Raw genomic sequence first — 19,290 nt, forward strand, 5'->3', positions numbered from 1 at the left:
TTCTTTAGTTATTTTTAAAATTAGTTCTTTATTTTATTTTTGATTTTCTGGTTGTTTAGGTTCAGTTGATCCATTTGATTTAGACTTATCTTGTTCATCATTTGATTTAGACTTATCTTGTTCATCATTTGATTTAGACTTATCTTGTTCATCATTTTGGTCATCTAGTTTACCTATTATTGTAACAGCACCAAGAGTATAGTAAGTAAAGCCTTCTGCTACTTTAAGTTTAAAATTTAATAAATCTGTTAAAAGTCCAAATTCTAAATGAGTATTACGTCTTCCTCTAGTTACAATACCCTTAGGAAAAGTTACATGTAATTTACTTTGCTCATAGTCCCTTTGATAACTTTCATTTACATAATAAATTTCTTGTTCATATCGATGTTGTTGTTCTTGATCTTGAAAAACTTTAAAATTTTTAATTCCTAACATATTAGAAATCAAGTGTTCTTCTTTAACTTTTTTAACATCAGCATTAAAATCTAAGCTATAAAAACTAGTTCAATCATCTACTCTATTATTTTCAGTTTGACTTAAATATTTTTCTCATTCATCTCAAATATTAAAATCACTATTTTCACTATCTTTTAAACTGCTTGGTTTACCTGTCATATTAAACAATAGTCTTTTTAGTGGATAGCTAGGTTCTGAACTTTCAAAGTCTGGGTTTGCCTTTTGAATTCCATAAAACTTATGGAATTTATCTAGCATTACTTCAATTCCTTTATAATATGCATCAAATACAGCAGACTTTTTATAACCTTCACTTGTTAAATTTTCTAAATTTTCAAAATTCAACTCTTTATCTTTTTTATCAAGTTCTACAAAATAACTAAACGAAATATTACCTAAATCATGTACATATCCATTTTCTAGTTTTAACTGTAAGCCTTTTAGATCAAAACTTTCAATAGAAGTAGATGATTTAAATAAATTTTTTAAAACATTATCTTTTTCTAATTTATTATTAAACTCATCTAGTTTATCTTCATCAACAAATCCACTAGCAATATTAGCTAATGTTTGTTTAAACTTAGTTTTATAATTAGCCATTTTTTCTACTCAAGGGTTAATCAAGTCTTTGGCTAATTTCTCATCTCCTGTTTTAGTGTTAAGCAAGTTTATTTCTTGCCCATTTTTTACTTCACCAAAATATAAATGCAACAAGTCATATGAACCTTTTTCTAAAGTACCAGTTTTTTTACCTTTAGCATTATAGTAACTTCTTTCTAATGGACCAATATTAAGTTCTGTATTATTTTTTTCAACATCAGTTTTTTGATTCTGATCTTTAAATGAAAGTAATAAATTTTTAACTACTTTATTTTCACTATTTTTAATAAAATGTCTAGAAATTTCTTCTTTAACATCTTCAGCTAGACTTTCATTGTATTTAGATATTACACTCTTGTAATTATTAGTTGCAGTTGTCAACAAGTCTTGAGCAGTTAATACTTGATTTTCAGCTAAAAATTTTTTTAATCTTTCAAAATCAACTTCTAATAAATTGTTACTATCTAATAATAAAAGATCAACTCAAGATTTTTTAATATCATTTACTAACTTAATAACAGCTTCTTCACTAGAAATATTAATTACAAAATCATCTGAAATAGTTTCAGTTTTTATTTGGTCAGCACTATCTTTATATTGATATTGAAAATCTAAACCTACTTGAATAGTTGAATCAAATGAACCTTTTTCTTCAAAAAACTTCATTTTTGAATCTGTTAATCTAAATTTGATTCCTTTAATTCATTTATTATTATTAAAACCACCTAATATAGTTCGATATTTGTCAACACCTAAACTTAATATTTTTTCTTTAAACTTGTTAACAGCAGAATTAACATCCAAAACAGTTCTTAAAGTTTTTTCAAACTCATTTTTTCTTTCTTGAACAAGATTTTCATAGAAATTATAATATCCATCACTATCTCTTCTTAGATTTTTTTCATTGTCAAGTTTATAAAGACTTTCTCTTGAAAAGAAATTTTTAGTATCTGAATCTTTTGATAAAAATGCTGTTCTAGAAATAATAAAAGGTCTTACTGTTCCATTATAAACATTTCTTACTTCATTATTAAATTTTTGAATTAACTCATTTTTTTGCTTATTATTAGAGCTATTATTTTGATTACTACTATTATTTTGATCTGATGTTTTATCATCTTCTTTTCCACATGCAACAACTGGAGCTGCAGCTAGTGCTAAAAAACCAACAATTGTTAATACTTTTAGTAGCTTTTTCATTGTTATCCTTTCTTTTTAAACCTTTTTAATTAATCGATATTTTAATTAAACTATTTTTTATAACCTATTAATTTATGTTTTTTGACAAATTATTCTCTAATAATTTTTTAAATGCAATTTCATCTTCTATGAATTAAGTTTCGATTATTTGTAAATTTTGTTCATCATTTGATTTAGACTTATCTTGTTCATCATTTGATTTAGACTTATCTTGTTCATCATTTGATTTAGACTTATCTTGTTCATCATTTGATTTAGACTTATCTTGTTCATCATTTGATTTAGACTTATCTTGTTCATCATTTGATTTAGACTTATCTTGTTCATCATTTGATTTAGACTTATCTTGTTCATCATTTGATTTAGACTTATCTTGTTCATCATTTGATTTAGACTTATCTTGTTCATCATTTGATTTAGACTTATCTTGTTCATCATTTGATTTAGACTTATCTTGTTCATCATTTGATTTAGACTTATCTTGTTCATCATTTGATTTAGACTTATCTTGTTCATCATTTGATTTAGACTTATCTTGTTCATCATTTGATTTAGACTTATCTTGTTCATCATTTGATTTAGACTTATCTTGTTCATCATTTGATTTAGACTTATCTTGTTCATCATTTGATTTAGACTTATCTTGTTCATCATTTGATTTAGACTTATCTTGTTCATCATTTGATTTAGACTTATCTTGTTCATCATTTGATTTAGACTTATCTTGTTCATCATTTGATTTAGACTTATCTTGTTCATCATTTGATTTAGACTTATCTTGTTCATCATTTGATTTAGACTTATCTTGTTCATCATTTGATTTAGACTTATCTTGTTCATCATTTGATTTAGACTTATCTTGTTCATCATTTGATTTAGACTTATCTTGTTCATCATTTGATTTAGACTTATCTTGTTCATCATTTGATTTAGACTTATCTTGTTCATCATTTGATTTAGACTTATCTTGTTCATCATTTGATTTAGACTTATCTTGTTCATCATTTGATTTAGACTTATCTTGTTCATCATTTGATTTAGACTTATCTTGTTCATCATTTGATTTAGACTTATCTTATCTTGTTCATCATTTGATTTAGACTTATCTTGTTCATCATTTGATTTAGACTTATCTTGTTCATCATTTGATTTAGACTTATCTTGTTCATCATTTGATTTAGACTTATCTTGTTCATCATTTGATTTAGACTTATCTTGTTCATCATTTGATTTAGACTTATCTTGTTCATCATTTGATTTAGACTTATCTTGTTCATCATTTGATTTAGACTTATCTTGTTCATCATTTGATTTAGACTTATCTTGTTCATCATTTGATTTAGACTTATCTTGTTCATCATTTGATTTAGACTTATCTTGTTCATCATTTGATTTAGACTTATCTTGTTCATCATTTGATTTAGACTTATCTTGTTCATCATTTGATTTAGACTTATCTGTATCTTGATCAGAACTTGTATCTGATGTTTTTCCACATGCAACAACTGAACTAGTTACTACTGTTGAAAAACCAACAAGCGATAACAATTTCAATAGACCTTTCATTGTATTCCTTTCTATGATTTTTTAAAAAAAAATTCTTTTAAAAATCCTTTTTTTTAAATTTATAAAAAGTTATTAAAAAACTTAAAACATTAATTACAATTAAAGTAATTAAGTATATTTGCGGTTTAGTGTAATTACTAGTTGTATTTTTACTTATAGAATTATTTTCTAAAAGCTTTAGGTCATATTCTAAATAACCTAAAAATAAGTTTTTTTGATTTTCTAGTTCAATAAATGAATCTGAAGTTGGAGTAAATCAAATATCTTTGTAATAAAAACCTAAATTACTAGTATAAAAAACTCATAATCCGTTATACAAATTAAGATATGAAAAATACTTCATTTTAGTTCTAGTTTTAATATAACTAGATCAATCTAATTGATCTGTTAAAACACGAGAAGTAGAAAGGATAATATAGTTGCTAGAATATTTAATAAAATAGTTTTCTAATATTCTAGCTACATACATTAGATTGAAATTTAATTCATTTACTAGACTTTTTGAATTAGAGAATTTAAAACCATCACCAGCATCACCTAAAAGTTCATATTCATAAATATTTCGAATATCTTTATTATTTAGTTCATATTTAACAGATTTTAAATCATTTGATTTTATTAAATAGTTACTATTTTTTAAATTATCTAAAAACAAGAAATCATAAAGTAATTCATAGTTATTAACTTGTAAGCTATCTTCAAAATAATTATTAATTTCAATAGAAAAATTTAAAAAATCAAGTAAAATATTTTTTTTATTTTTATCAGTAGTTTTTTTGATTAATTCTTTTAGTTGATTATTTGTAATAAATGTGTTTTTCAAAATTAGTTTTAAATCTAATAAATCATTCCTATTCCATGAACTAGGAACTTTACTATTTCCAAAAGGTTTTGAAAATAACTTTAAGTTCTTTTCATTAATCATTATTTTTTCATGATTGATTAGACCTAGCTCATCTCACATTTTAATTCTTAAATCAATATTGCTTTTAGAAGAAAAATCATCTTTTAAAAATTTATTCTTTAAAAAATATTGATAAATATATTTAGATAAATAAGGATATTTAATCTTATACTCTAATATATTTTTATTTAATGTATAAGTATCATAAACATCATTTAACTTAAAATCTTCATGGTTATTATTTTGTGTTAAAACTTTAATACTATAACTTTTTTCATTAGCTCTGACAAATGACATCGGTATATTTGCTACAAAACATAAACTAAGTAATAAAGTACAAATTATAGTTGTAGTTTGTAAAGAGAAAAGAAACATTAACATACTTATAAAATTAATTAGACAAAATGAGGCAAACAAATTATACAAAAGATATACTAATGTCATTTTTAAAATAAAAATATCGTATTTAAATCTATTAAAAACACTATAAGCTAAATTAATAAGTAGAAAACTTACTAAAACATTTATTGCTAAAATCAAAATTATTAAAAAATATTGTGAGATAAAAAATTTATTTCTACTAACTTGATTTGTTAAAACAATATAGGCAGTCTTATCTTCTAAATTTTTATTAAAGAAAAATTGAATCATTTTTAAAATAAGGACAAATAATAAACAGCAAGTAAAAAATAGTATGTAAAAATTGAAGATAATCACTCTATTTTGTCCTGTTTTAACAAAAGCTAAAAGAACACCTATTAAAAACGATATAAGAATATTAGAAAAGTTTAAGATGCAAAACAAACGTTCCTTTATTAGATTTTTTAAACAAAATCTGATTAATTTTCTAAAGGGAATTCTTTTATATTTAATTAGTTTAGAATTAGTAGAATTGTTTATTTTAGAATTATTAGAGAGTTTTTGCATAAATTAAATATGCTCCTATAAACCTAATAAGTTAAAATTCGTTTTATTAGTTATTAACCAGTTTTTCTAAAAGTAACATTTCACGTAATTTATTTTGTTCATCTTTAATTTCTTGTTTTAGTCTTTCTAATTCTAAAATACTTTCTTTTTGTTTTAGTTTACTATCAAAACTTTCTAGTTTTTCATTAAGCATTTTTTCAAAATAAAGCTCTTTTTTAAATTCTTCTAGTTCTTGTTTTTGAGATAAAATATCAGACTTTAGTCTATTAAATTCTTCATTTTTTAAAAACTGATTAACATCATTAGAGTTATTTTGATGAATTTGAGATTTTAAATAAGAAATTTGATCTTTTAATTGATCAAATTGATCATTTAAAGGTGAACTACTTTTAAAAGAATTAAAATGATTTTTTAGTTTAGTTTTACAAGGATTATTCATATTTTTAATTTCTTTATAAAGTGTGTGATTAATTTTATTAGTTTGTTTACTAATAAAATCTTTTAAATCTAAAACACTACTTTGATCAGTATTTAGTTGATCTATTTTGTCTAAAAAATCTTTTTTAATTTCACTAACACTATTAATTTGAGCTTTTAGTTCATCTACAAAAAATTCATAGTTATCTAGATTGCTTTGATTAACTTGTTGTTTTAAATTATTGATTTCATTAAACATATTTAAAAATGTTTTTTGCAATAAATTATTAATTAAATTAACTGATTGAATATTATTATTGTTATTATTATTGTTATTATCCAATATCTCAACTTCTAATTGTTCAGAAGCTGAATCACGCTGATTGGTTATATTTGAATTATTTAAAGTTTTATCAAAACTAATTGATTGGTTAAAATTAGAGTTTAAATTAATATCTGGTTGATATTTAGCTGGTTGATATTTAGGTTGATGTTTAGTGATCTTATCTTCTAAAGCTTTTTTAATTGCATCAATATTAATAGATAAACTGGCAATACTTTTTATTTGAAAATTGTTTTTTTCTAAAATATTTAAAGCATCACTAAAAACTTGATGTTCTTTTAAACCGATTACTAAAGAATTAGAATCACTATCTAGATTAAAAGTTAAAATATCATTTTGATTTAAAATTTTTTCTACTTCATCTAGTAATATATTATTTTCGAATGTAATCTTTATTTTTTTATACAAATTTAGTTCTTGTTTAGTACCACAAAATAGTAATTTACCTTTTTCTAAAATTACAAAGTTTTCTATAATATCATAAACTTCATCTATATTATGAACAGTTAAAATTATTGTACTATTTGATTTTCTTCTAAATTCATCTAAGATTTTATAAATTTGATTTCTTCAATGAGAATCTAAGTTAGCTCCAGGTTCATCGCATACTAAAATTCTAGGTTCTTTTATAAAACATAAAATTAAGTTAACACGATTTTTCATCCCTCATGAAAAGCTTTTTAAAGGTTTATCTTTATATTCTCATAAGTCAAATTTTTTCAATCAATATTCTAGTCTGGTTTTAACTAGTTTTTGTTCTAAACCCATAACATAGCACATATTGTATAAAAAATCATAAGCTGAGATTGAGTACAAAGAAAAGTCCATTTGTGAATAAAATCCAATATCAGAATTATTTTGGATTGAATCGCTATCTTTTCTTTCTTTTTGGTTAATAAAAATGTTTCCTTGATAATTAATACTTGTTCCTAGTAGTGAGTTAATAAATACACTTTTACCAGATCCACTACTTCCTAATAAAGCAGTAATTTTCCCTTTTTCAATATTAAATGAAAACGGACCAATTTCTATATCTTTAAACTTTTTATAAAAATTATCAACTACTATACTATATTTATCACTTTTCATTTTCACATTAGCACGTAGTTTTTCAAAAACATTTCCTACCATATCTTCCTTTGTACTAATATATGCAGATGCAGATTTGAAACCCAACTAGACTACATTTTATTTATAGTTTATGTTTTGTATTCTTGGTTGCTTCAAATCTTATTTTTATTTTTACAAAAAAAAAAAAAAAAAAACAAGCCTTTTAAAGCTCGTTAACAAGTTATTTAATGTTGATAAGTATAATAAAAAGCCTATAGAATAGGCTTTATTATAAGAAAAGAATTTTTAAATTTTTTTTATTTTTTTATTAAAAAAAAATTAAAAAAGGTATATTTTTATACGCCTTTTAGTCTTAATATTTTATTTCTTTTTCTTTTTTAAACTTCTATAAATAATAAATCCTGAAGAAGCTAATAAAGCTACTGAAAGTAGAGAAAGACCAACATAAACTCCTACTTTTGATTCAATTTCAATTTCAACAGGATTTCCTGTATAAGTACTATCAGATGACTTTATAAAAACTTTTTTATCTTTTCTTTCAATTGATAATTTAGAAGTATCTAAATTTGATTTAGGATTTAGTTTATCAATTGCTTTTAAAATTGTATCATCTTTATTATCTGCTAAACCTTTTAATTTTTTTACTTGAATTAATTTCTCTAAATTATTATTTACTTCAAAAATTACAGTTACTATTTTTGTTTCATTACCATTATTTGTAGCTTTTAATTCAATAACAGCACTATCGTTTAAACTACCATTACTTGTATTTGTAGTTGTGTCATTAGCTGAATCAGTAGCAGAGACATCATTTCCATTACCTTTAACACTTACAGTTACTTTTTTTTCGTCAATAGAATTTTGCTTAATAAAAGCCTTTTTAATTATTTCATTGTCTTTTTTACTAATAAAACCTAAATCTTTTTGCTTAGCAACTTTTGTTAAATCAACTTTTTCTTCACCCTTACTTTCATTAGGCATTTTTGTTTTATCAGATGTATTACATGCAACAACTGCAACTCCACTTGTAGCAATTAAACCAATAGAACCTAATATTGTTAATAACTTCTTCATTTCTATCCTTTCATAGGCTAATAGAATATTAATATCATCAAAAATTATTATATACTATCTACTAAAATCCAACCATAAAATTAAATACAAAATACATAGTATTTTACAAATACAACAATATTAATAAAACAAATAAAAAAAACCTTAAACTATATTAAATTAAGTTTAAGGTTAAACTATAAAATAGTTTAATTAGTTTCAAGTTGTTTGATTTTACTTACTACTTTTAAAAAATCATTCTCATTAAATAATAATGAACCAACGACTATTCAATCTAATTGAGAATCAATTAATTTTTTAATATTTTCTCATCTAACTCCACCATCTATTTGAAATTTTAAATGAGGATATTTAAGTTTTAATTCTTTAATTAAATTTAGTTTAGTTCAAGTAGATTCTTCAAACTTTTGTCCAGTAAATCCTGGTTTAATTGACATAAAAGTAACCACTTCTATTTCATTTAATATTTTTTTAATATCATTAATTTCATTATTAAGATCTAAAGCAATTCCGGGTTTTAAATTATATTTTTTAATTTCATTAATTCATAACTTAGCCTGGTTTAAATCATTAATAGCATTATAATGAAATGTTAAATAATCAGCATTTTTAAATAGACTAATTTTATCTAATAAATCAATTCCCATAATATGAACTTCAATTATTAAATTTGGAAATTGTTGTTTAATTTGATCAACAAGTTTATTTGATAAAGCATAATTTTTAACAAACACACCATCCATTACATCAAAATGAATTTGATTAATTTGTGCTTTTGTTAAATTAGTTATTTCTGTTTTTAAATCAATTAGATTTGCACAATAAATTGATGGAACAATTTTCATTAACTTAAAAATTCCTTAATCTTTTGTTTAGCTTGATCTTGATCTAAAAGATTTTCTAAAACAATTTTACGTTCAAAGTTAATACTATTTTGCAAATCTATTCCACAAACTACAGCTAATGTCGTTTCATCAGTTGGATCAAATGAATTTAAATTAGTATGTGTTATTTGTATTGGTAAATCTAATTCTTTAATAACATTTTTTAAATTCATTTCAATTAGCAATGATGAACCTAAACCTTGACCACAAACAGCAACTATTTTATATTGTTTTTTAAGATCATATTTTGATATAAGCTTTTGATCTTTATTAATAATTTCATCTTTATTGTTATTATCTAGTTTTTTAACTAAATTAATTTTTTTAGTTAAAAAACTATAAATTGGTAAGATTAATCAACTTATTATACTAATTATTAGTAAAACTCAAATAGCACTTTTAACTCCAATTAATCTTAATAAAACTCCAATTGGTAACCCTAATAAAAAGTCTCCATCTCCTCAAGCAATATGTTGATTGTTATTAGAAATGTTTGGAATTAATTGTAAACCAATAAATAAGAACGGAACAAATGAAATAATTAATCCATTAACAAAAGAACCAATAACAGCTCCTTTAATACCACCTGTTGAATTTCCAAAAACTCCACAAGTAGCACCAACAAAAAAGTGTGGAACAATACTTGGAATAATAATAATTCAAATATCTACATTAATTCCTTTTAAATTAACAATTAAAATTGCTATCCCCATTGCTATAATTCCACCAATAAATGATGAAATAAACCCAATTAGAACTGCATTTGGTGCATAAGGAAATACAATTGGACAATCTAAAGCTGGTTTTGCATCTGGAACTACTTTTTGTGAAATCCCTTGAAATGATGGGATAATTTCAGCAATAAACATTCTTACTCCAATTAAAACAATTTCAACTCCTGCTGCAAATGTTAAAGATTGTAATAATCCTTGTACAAAAACATCTTTTCCATTATCAATAATTTTATGAGCAACCATTTGCTCATATCCATGAACTATAAAAGTAGTAAAGTAAATTATCAAATAAAGCAATAACATAGTTATACCAATAGCTACATTAGTATTTCTTAAAAATGCTAGTCCTTTTGGAAAATTAACATCTTCGGTAGAACGTGATGGTTTTTTACTAATTTTTGTTATTCCTAATCCAATAATTGCTGATAATCAATAACCAAGTGAACCAGTATGTCCTAGTGCTAAATTATCATTTTTAGTAATTCTAATAACATGATTATTTAATAAAGCTGGGGTTAACACCATATAGATAGAAACTAGCAAAGCTCCAGAAATTACTACGGTTGTTAAATTTTTTACTTCATCTAAATTTAGACCAGCAACATGCATTACACTTGCAAACATTGTTGAAAAATAAAACAAAACACGACCTGTTAAATAAATATATTTAAATTTACTAATTCTGGCTAAAACTATATTTAAAAACATAGCACAAATCATAATTAGTGATCCAGTTAAAACTATTTTTGAAATATTTAAAAATAAACCTGGTAAAACATCATTATTTGCAATAGCTCCAGATCTTTGAAATAACAAGTTAAAAGCAAAACCTAGTTTTTGAATAGAACCAGCAATAATACCAGCTCCACCACCAATAATTAAAAAACCAATAGCTGTTTTAATTGTTGAAGTTAAACTTTCTGTAAATTTCTTTTTTTGTAATAAAGAACCAATAAAAGCAAATAGTGCTACTAATATTGCTGGAGTTCCAATAAATTCAGTAAAGAAATTTAAAACATATTTTCCAAAATCCATATTAACTCCTTCTACTTATCATATTTTTGTAAAACTATTAATATATCTTGTGTGTTATTAACTTTTTCTAATTCATTTATAAAATCTTTATTATTAAATAAAACTGCAAATTTTTGCAAAAGATCAATGTGTGAATGATTATCTTTTGCAAATAATGACAGACAATATTTAACATGATATCTTTGCTCTTGTTTAAAAATTATAGGATATTTAAAAACAGTTAAACTAATAGCATTATTTTTATCTTTTCATTTCTCTTTTGGTGTTAGGTGAAGTAAAGCTATTTGTGAAGCAATAATATAATATGGACCTATTTTATTTGTTAGTTCTATTATTTCTTTTGAAAAATCATCATTAACATAATGATTTTTTACTAATAATTCATTAGCAACTTGTATAGCTTGTTGTCAAGAAGTGATTTTTGTATCTATATAAGTTACAAGTTCTTTTTTAAATAGCATAATACCTTTCTAATTTTGATAACACACTTTAATTTTATAATTCATAATAGTGAATAAAAAATTAAAAAGTAAAACATCAATAATAATTAATTTTTAAAATTGGATAAAAAAGAAAGGTTTCTTAAACCTTTCACTTTACAAAATATTTAAATGTGTATCTTTTTTTACTATAATCCTAAAACATTATAACCATCTACATCAATATTTATACCTAAAGAATCTGTTGTTAATGATGATTTAGGTGTTTTTTTGAAGTTTATCTAATTTTTCTTTAGCTAATTTTAATTCTTCTTCAGCTTTTGTAACTACTTTTCTAGTTGCTTCTTTTTTATCTGGAGCAACTTTTTCTAACGCTTGTTTAGCCTCATCGCCTCATCAACTTTCTTTTGAGCAGCTGCTACAGCTTCTTTTGCATCATTTAATTCTTTTTCTTTAGCTGCATCTGTAGGTATTTTTTGATTAGCTTTATCATCCTGCATTCCACCATCATTTTCAGTGTCCTCCATATGGTTGAACTTCAGGATTTCCACTATCACTTGGTTTTTCACTACCATTATTATCTGTATTTGAGCTTGTATTAGTTCCTTTATCAGTACATGCAACTGCAACTGCTGCTGTTGAAGCTACCATACCAATTGAACCTAATAAAGTTAACAACTTTTTCATAAATGTACCTCCTAAATAACCGGTTATTTTAGCTACATATTATGTATTTCTATATAGCTGAAATTCATTATATATAATGTCAAGCACTTAGCAGGATTTATCTAAACTTTATAGTTGAAATAAGTTTTATGTTTGTTTTTTAAAAATCTATTTTTTTAACTAAAAACTAAGTAATTTTTTATATAAAAAAAGAAAGATTAAAAAGATCTTTCTTTTTTAGCTTATATAAATATTAATTTATTCAAAACTTAACTATATTTTTTAAAAAAATTATAAATCAAGAGTATAACCATTTCAATAAGAATCTAATTCCGAATTGTTTGATTCATAAGAACTTCTCAAAGCATTTCCTTAAGTTGGTTTACCTGTTGATGAACCTGCTCCTTCAGTTGGTTTACTATCATTATCTTTATCTTCTTTTGTCATTTCTGATGGTTTTTCAGAAGTTCCATTATTGTTCATTTCAGTATTTGATCTATCACCACATGCAACTACAGCAGCACTAGTTGATGCAATTAAACCTACTGAACCTAGTAAAGTTAATAATTTTTTCATTAATTATCCTTTCAAAAAACCGGTTATTTTAGCTACATATTATGTATTCTATATAGCTGAAATTCATTATATATATAATGTCAAGCATACATACATGGTTTTTGAACGATTGAAGAAATAACTAATGAAAACACGTATCCTCTTCCATCTGTTAGATTCTTTACTAATTGGTTATAAAGATGGTAATTCAGTTGCTATTAATATGGAATTTAAAGATAATTTTTCATTAATTTCAACTGGCGGAGAAGCTTCACTTAAATTTGTAAAGAAAAAGGAATTACTAGAAATTTTAAAAATTTAAAATAAATAAAATAGAAGTAGTTAATATAGTTGGATTATTAAACAAAATGGTACCAGACCAATTATAAGACCACAGATCTGTGGTCTTATAATTGAACAGGAGGTCTAATGTTTGTTATCCAAGAAAATAAAAAGTTTAATGAAAAAAAGAAACTTATAATAGATACTTTTGAAAAAGAGCCTAACAGAAAGTTGTTATCAATCGCTATACAGTTTCAAAAATCACTTTCTACTGTAAAAAAATATAAAAGTGAATATATTAAATGAAAGAACAAGGAAGCAGAGCTAATTCTTTCACATAAAAACACTAATAATAAAAATGCTCAAAAATATAGTGATGAGATAATACATAATTTAGGTGAAAAATACCAAGAACAAGTAAAAATAACTGGTGGAGATGTAAATAATGCTAGTTGTTCTTATTTAACTTTAGAAAACTATCACAGCACTCTTATGTCAACTAACACTAAAAATAAAATTTCTTATTCAACTTTAAATAGGAGACTAATACAACAAGGTTATGCAAGCCCTTATTGCAAACGTAAAACCAAAAAAGAAGTTAAAAAAATAAGAAGACAACAAGAAGAAGGAAAATTAATTAGGTATAGCAATGAGCTAGTTTTTTATGTGCCTAAAAACGTAGAAAAACACAGACTAGCAGTAGCAAACAATTATAAATTTGGACAGGTAATAGAAGTAGATGGATGTACTCATTATTATTTTCAAAATAACACAATAGCAACATGTGTTATGGCTGTTGATGTTGGAACTAATCAAATACTTGATATGTGTTTTGAAGAATACGAAGAATCTTTAAATTCTTATCAAAAAATTTTTGAAACAATATTTAGAACTTATGGCTATCCTCAAAGAATTATTACTGATAATAGAGCTAATTTTAAAAAAGATGAAAGAAATAACGCTAGAACGCGTTTAGAGCTTGAAAATAGGGGTATAGAGGTGATTTCTTCATCTAATGCTAATGCAAAACCACATGTTGAAAGAATGTGAGATACAGTCCAAAAAAATGCACCTTTCTTCTTTAAACAAAATGATATAAAAACAATTGAACAAGCAAATCAAATAAAACACAAATTAATAGATTTTGTTAATAGTAAATGTAAAAAAAGAAAAAGAGATAATGCATTTAGACAACTAGGTGAAAATGAAGTTGAAAAATTCTTTGACCTACCTATACCTAGAAAATTTGCAAATGGTGTAGCAGAGTATAAAAATAAAATTTATGCTCCATACGATGAATTTGGTAAACGTTTTAGATTTTATAAAAAAGAAAATATTCAACTTGTAATTGGTTCAGATGAACAACTTTACTTTAGAACAGATACTAAACGCTATATTGCAAAGCCATTAGAAATTGGTTCAACTGATTGAGTTGAAGTTGATTTTGTTAGAAGAAAACAATTAGATGAAAGTAGAAAAGAAGATTTAAAAATACTAACAATGATAAACCAAACAAGAAGAATTCATAGTGGATTAGACAAAACACTCTTATACATAAAAAAATACCCCAATGGATTACCTAGTGAGTTAGTTGACGAGATCTCAGGAATCGTATTGAGGGTTAAAAGTGATTGTTCAAGGTTTTCCCATGAACTCAAAGATAAATTAGGCTTGTTAGAATAGATCTATTATTCTCTAATTTCTTTGATAATATAATTATAACTTATAGTACCATTTTGTATAATAACCTACGATTACTAAAATCTTTAATATCCTAATTATTCTTTTAACAATAAGTATTATTTTTATATCAATTATAATTTTTAATAAATTATTATTAATGATATTTCTATACCTATTGGAACACAATGATGAACACCATTAATTTGTGTAATTTTAATTCTTTGTTCATTTTTTTTCAATTTGAATTTCAACTAGAAAAATTAGAAAAACTCAACCAAATGTTGTTTTAAATGAAATTGAATAACATTTATTAATTAAATTAAAATTTAATTTCTTTTAATAAATAGATCTCTTAAAAAGGTCTATTTTTTATTTTTTATAAATAATAAAAAAATAATTTAGCTACATTTTTTACAAAATTCATTAAATATATATATATATATATACAACTGTTTAGTTGTGTGAATATTAAATAAAAATAAGCAACAAATTGAAAGGCTTTTTAATGAAAAAACTATTAACAGTTTTGGGTTCAGTGACATTAATTGCTACAATTGGAACTAGTGTAATTGCATGTAAAACAACTGATAGTACAATTAGTGAAACTCAATTAGCTCAAAAAGTAGAAAATATTTGAAACGATAATTTTAAAGATAAAATAACTAGTGCTAAAAATTATTCAATGATTGTTGAAATGGTTAAAGATAAATTAAATAATCCTAAAGAAAAAGAATTAATTGATTTATCTAATAAAGAGGAATCTAGAAAGAGACCTGTAAAAGAACAAGATAATCAAAAAAATTAATATTAAAGTTGGTGAAAGAAATATTAGTTTAGATTTTGGTGAGGTTAAAGAGGGTAAGAAAGCAACAAAATATATAGATCCAAAAACAGGTGAAATCAAGACTACTGATGCAACTGATTTTTCAGATAGCTCAAATACAGAATTAAATAATGTAAAAGAAATTATTGAAATAGGATATTATGAGCATAAAGACAATCATGATGCAGATAAATTACATATAAGAGCTGTTGCTATGCCAACTTCTATTCAAATTGTTCCAAAAGAGTTACCAAAAGAAATTACTTCAACTAGATCTATGTTTTGAGATGCAAAAGAATTCAATCAAGATATATCAATGTGAGATACTTCAAATTTAGAAACTATTGATCAAATGTTTGTTGGTGCTAAAAAATTTAATCAAGATATATCAAAATGAGATGTTTCAAATGTAAGAATTATGGATTATGCACTTTCAGAAACTGAAGATTTTAATCAGGATTTATCTAATTGAAATGTAAGTAATGTAACAAGTATGAAACAAATGTTCTCAAAGTCTAAATTTAATAATGGTCAAAGACCTTTAACTTGAAATGAAAAAACAAAAAATGTAAAAACTATGTATACAATGTTTGCAAAAAATCCAGTGTTTAATCAAGATATTTCAAAATGGGATGTTTCAAATGTAACAGATATGACACAAATGTTTTTAGAGGCTAAAGAATTTAATCAAGATCTAAGCAATTGAAATGTTGGTAATGTTAAAAAAATGAGATTTATGTTTGGTTCAGCTGAAAAATTCGATAACAAAGGAAAATCATTGAATAGTTGAAATGTAAGTAAAGTTGAAGATATGGGAAATATGTTCAACAAAGCAAAAATGTTTAATCAAGATATTTCTAGTTGAAAAACATCGAGTTTAGAAAATATAGAAGCAATGTTTTTAGATGCAGAAAATTTTGACCAAAATCTATCTAGTTGGGATACTAGTAAAATAAGAGTTTATTCTGCATATCATAATGGTGCTAAAAAATGAACAGATATGAGCAAACGACCTAAAATTAATGGTGAAAATGGCAAAAATAAAAAATAAATAGCATAATTTTAATGAGTTTTACAAACTCATTTTTTTATGCTCTAAAACTTATTTTATTAAATAAAGCTTTTAATATATAAAGGATTTAATTGGTTATCATCTTTTATATTAATAAAATACTTTTTTAAATCTAAATAGTGTTTAATGTAATCAAATTGATAATCATTTACTAATTTAAAATCTTTGTATTTAGAAATTAAATTATCAATTTGATTTTGTTCTATTAAACTAATATCTAATAATTGTTTGGCATTATTATAAACACTTATATAATATTTATTACTTCTAGCGTCAATACATGAAATAACATTATCTAATCCAGCTTGATATAATAAAGAATTTATTATAAAAACTTCAAAATTATTATTTAAGACTTTTAAAGTTTTAACTATTGTTAAACCAACTCTAACTCCTGTATAACTACCAGGACCAATTGTTAAATAAAAAGCTTTAAGATCTTTTATAGTTAATTGATTTTTTAATAAGAACTCATTTAGTTTTAAAATAGCAATATCTGAAAGTTTTTTATTATTTGAAATAATTAAAGAATCAATAATTTGATGATCTTTTTCTAAAATATAAATTAACTTTCAATTAGTAGTATCTATAAACAAATTCATTTTATTCTCCTATAAAAAATAAACGTTTATTTTCATCTATAATTTTAATTTCAATAATTAACTTATTAATAGTATTTAAATCTAAGTTTAAATTTTCATATCATTCAATAATATTTAAACTATCTAAAAATTCATCTAAATACATTTCTAATTCACTATCATTATTTAATCTATAAGCATCCATATGATTGATTTTTAAATCATTTACAAAATATTGGTTCATAATTACAAAACTTGGAGATGTAATATTTTGTTTAACTTCAAATTGTTCTAATAAAGCTTTTGTAAAAGTAGTTTTACCACTTCCTAAATCTCCTTTTAATAAAACATAAAAAGGAATTTGTTTGTTTTGAATTATTTTTTTTATTTTTTTAGCTAATTTATAAGTTTGTTCTAAATTATTGATTTTAACTTTCATATAAACCTCATTATTATTTATTATAAAACTCTTTTTTTAACACTATTTTAGTATTTTTAACTTACTAAACATTTTTTTCTAATACATTAATAGGAGATGGTTAAAATGTTTTTAGCTTTATTATCAAGTATGAACTTATCTAATAATAGTGACAATCTAAATACTCAAAAATATATTAAAATTGAAAATTTTAGATCTGAATTTAATCTAGTTGAACAAGTTAATATAACTAGAACTATCAAAGCATCAGATACACCTAGTAAAAATAGTGATTCTAATTTTTATTTATCTAAAGGGTTAGCTAATTTTTATAATGAAAATGTTGAAAATATTTTAAAGAGTTTTAATTTTAAACTATCTGATGAATATATTTCATTTATAAAAGATGGAATGAAACTTGAAATTAGTTTAACAGTTAATTTAGATGTTATTACTACAAATGATCAATATTTAAATAATAAATATGATCTAACTTTTTATTTATCAAATGATAGTTTTATAAATCAAAGTACAAAAAATACAACTTGGAAAAATATTAGATATCAAACTATAGATAAAAATATTACTAATTATATTGATACAAATAATCATTGACAATTTTCTTTTAATAAAGATTTGTACTTATTTAACTTAAAACACGTGTTTAATAAAAAGCAAAACTTTAGATTTATTGATTTTAACAACTTACATAGTTTTAATTCACTCAAATATAGTATTAATGATATAAAATACCGCTTTTATACTCCTATTTCTTTATATAAAACAATAAGAGAGTTTGACTTTAACATTAATAAAGATAATGTAAGTATTGATGATATTAAAAAACAAATTTATTTACAACAAACTAATTTTAAAAACTCTGAATTTTATAAACAAAATAAAGTTTTATGAGATGGATTATATGATAATTTAAAACTAGAATATCAACAAGAAAAAAGACTAAAACGTTTTATTTGAGATGATAAAGTTAATCTTAAAATAACATTACCAGTAAAACAAAAATACAAAAAATATCTTAGAGATATTTATTTTATAACTAAATATTTTAAAAAAATTGATTTAAATTGATTAATTGAAGTTAATGAACTATTAGTAAGTAAAAATGATTTAAAAAATATTAATAGACTTTTTCCTGATTTAAATTTATTATTTTTAACTGCTTTACAAACTGAAGTTAAAAATAATTTATTAATTATTAAACCCAAACAAGAATATAAAAATAAATTTTATAATCAAAAAGAAATTCGTTTAAATTTTAAAGATGAAAATATAACTGAAATAAAAAAAGACAATAGTATATCTAATAAACCAAATACTTTAAATCAAAATCAGCAATTAGATATTAAAAATAATTTCACAACCTCAGTTAATAATTTTGATCAAAATAAATTAATCTATAAAAACCCTTATTTATATATTATTATTGCTATTATTTTATTAGTACTAATTTGTTTATTATTTTTATTAAATAAAATTATTGCAAAATCTTTGAATAAAAAAAGTAAAAGTACTTAAATGATAAAATAATATTTATAGGT

The 19,290-nt window shown here is 23.0% G+C and carries 16 protein-coding genes and 1 pseudogene; 4 read left to right on the top strand and 13 right to left on the bottom strand.

The window, feature by feature from the left end; genetic code table 4:
- Positions 1–33: 33 nt before the first annotated feature.
- The 11 genes from V2P32_RS03170 to V2P32_RS03220 all read right to left on the bottom strand — a co-directional run bounded on the left by V2P32_RS03170 (position 34) and on the right by V2P32_RS03220 (position 12,893).
- Entirely contained in the window at positions 34–2,256 is a 2,223-nt protein-coding gene (locus tag V2P32_RS03170) for a hypothetical protein (RefSeq protein WP_434343279.1), read from the bottom strand.
- Positions 2,257–2,400: 144 nt separating this feature from the next.
- The gene (locus V2P32_RS03175) at positions 2,401–3,822 is read right to left on the bottom strand and encodes a hypothetical protein (RefSeq protein ID WP_434343280.1); all 1,422 of its coding nucleotides are present in this window, start codon (positions 3,820–3,822) and stop codon (positions 2,401–2,403) included.
- Positions 3,823–3,859: 37 nt separating this feature from the next.
- Positions 3,860–5,023: a hypothetical protein gene (locus V2P32_RS03180; RefSeq protein ID WP_434343281.1), complete on the bottom strand. Its 1,164-nt coding sequence runs from the start codon at positions 5,021–5,023 to the stop codon at positions 3,860–3,862.
- 676 nt (positions 5,024–5,699) lie between these two features.
- Complete coding sequence (locus V2P32_RS03185) at positions 5,700–7,544, bottom strand: ATP-binding cassette domain-containing protein (RefSeq protein ID WP_434343282.1); 1,845 nt, start codon at positions 7,542–7,544, stop codon at positions 5,700–5,702.
- Positions 7,545–7,844: 300 nt separating this feature from the next.
- Positions 7,845–8,558, bottom strand: a complete 714-nt coding sequence (locus V2P32_RS03190) for a lipoprotein (protein WP_434343283.1) — start codon at positions 8,556–8,558, stop codon at positions 7,845–7,847.
- Positions 8,559–8,746: 188 nt separating this feature from the next.
- Complete coding sequence (locus V2P32_RS03195; protein WP_434343284.1) at positions 8,747–9,403, bottom strand: ribulose-phosphate 3-epimerase; 657 nt, start codon at positions 9,401–9,403, stop codon at positions 8,747–8,749.
- Positions 9,403–11,211, bottom strand: a complete 1,809-nt coding sequence (locus V2P32_RS03200; protein WP_434343285.1) for a PTS ascorbate-specific subunit IIBC — start codon at positions 11,209–11,211, stop codon at positions 9,403–9,405. The genes V2P32_RS03195 and V2P32_RS03200 overlap by 1 nt, the downstream gene beginning before the upstream one ends.
- Before the next feature lie 11 nt (positions 11,212–11,222).
- Positions 11,223–11,672 (bottom strand): PTS sugar transporter subunit IIA, encoded by a 450-nt coding sequence (locus V2P32_RS03205; protein ID WP_434343286.1) that lies wholly within the window; start codon positions 11,670–11,672, stop codon positions 11,223–11,225.
- A 347-nt stretch (positions 11,673–12,019) separates the two neighbouring features.
- Positions 12,020–12,151: a hypothetical protein gene (locus V2P32_RS03210; RefSeq protein ID WP_434343287.1), complete on the bottom strand. Its 132-nt coding sequence runs from the start codon at positions 12,149–12,151 to the stop codon at positions 12,020–12,022.
- Positions 12,138–12,338: a lipoprotein gene (locus tag V2P32_RS03215; protein ID WP_434343288.1), complete on the bottom strand. Its 201-nt coding sequence runs from the start codon at positions 12,336–12,338 to the stop codon at positions 12,138–12,140. Before V2P32_RS03215 ends, V2P32_RS03210 begins: the two co-directional genes overlap by 14 nt.
- A 351-nt stretch (positions 12,339–12,689) precedes the next feature.
- The gene (locus V2P32_RS03220) at positions 12,690–12,893 is read right to left on the bottom strand and encodes a lipoprotein (RefSeq protein WP_434343290.1); all 204 of its coding nucleotides are present in this window, start codon (positions 12,891–12,893) and stop codon (positions 12,690–12,692) included.
- Between the two features lie 124 nt (positions 12,894–13,017).
- Here V2P32_RS03220 and V2P32_RS03225 point away from each other — a divergent pair, with 124 nt between their 5' ends.
- The 3 genes and pseudogenes from V2P32_RS03225 (at position 13,018) to V2P32_RS03235 (ending at position 16,711) form a co-directional block, all read left to right on the top strand.
- The gene (locus V2P32_RS03225) at positions 13,018–13,194 is read left to right on the top strand and encodes a phosphoglycerate kinase (protein ID WP_434343291.1); all 177 of its coding nucleotides are present in this window, start codon (positions 13,018–13,020) and stop codon (positions 13,192–13,194) included.
- 107 nt (positions 13,195–13,301) lie between these two features.
- A complete protein-coding gene (locus V2P32_RS03230; RefSeq protein WP_434343292.1) occupies positions 13,302–14,837 on the top strand; it encodes a hypothetical protein in 1,536 nt (511 codons plus the stop codon).
- Positions 14,838–15,342: 505 nt separating this feature from the next.
- Positions 15,343–16,711: pseudogene (locus tag V2P32_RS03235) on the top strand (BspA family leucine-rich repeat surface protein).
- 59 nt (positions 16,712–16,770) lie between these two features.
- Here the strand turns inward: V2P32_RS03235 and tsaB are convergent.
- Together tsaB and tsaE are read right to left on the bottom strand one after the other, a co-directional pair.
- Entirely contained in the window at positions 16,771–17,334 is a 564-nt protein-coding gene (gene tsaB / locus V2P32_RS03240) for a tRNA (adenosine(37)-N6)-threonylcarbamoyltransferase complex dimerization subunit type 1 TsaB (RefSeq protein ID WP_434343293.1), read from the bottom strand.
- 1 nt (position 17,335) lies between these two features.
- Positions 17,336–17,752 (bottom strand): tRNA (adenosine(37)-N6)-threonylcarbamoyltransferase complex ATPase subunit type 1 TsaE, encoded by a 417-nt coding sequence (gene tsaE / locus V2P32_RS03245; RefSeq protein ID WP_013447625.1) that lies wholly within the window; start codon positions 17,750–17,752, stop codon positions 17,336–17,338.
- 105 nt (positions 17,753–17,857) lie between these two features.
- On the opposite strand from tsaE, the gene V2P32_RS03250 reads away from it, so the two are divergent.
- Positions 17,858–19,267: a hypothetical protein gene (locus V2P32_RS03250; protein ID WP_434343294.1), complete on the top strand. Its 1,410-nt coding sequence runs from the start codon at positions 17,858–17,860 to the stop codon at positions 19,265–19,267.
- Positions 19,268–19,290: the final 23 nt, after the last annotated feature.

The organism is Mycoplasma sp. 06067-C1-B144P-99-0482-3 (assembly GCF_051053925.1).
GTDB lineage: Bacteria > Bacillota_I > Bacilli_A > Mycoplasmatales > Mycoplasmataceae > Mycoplasma > Mycoplasma leachii.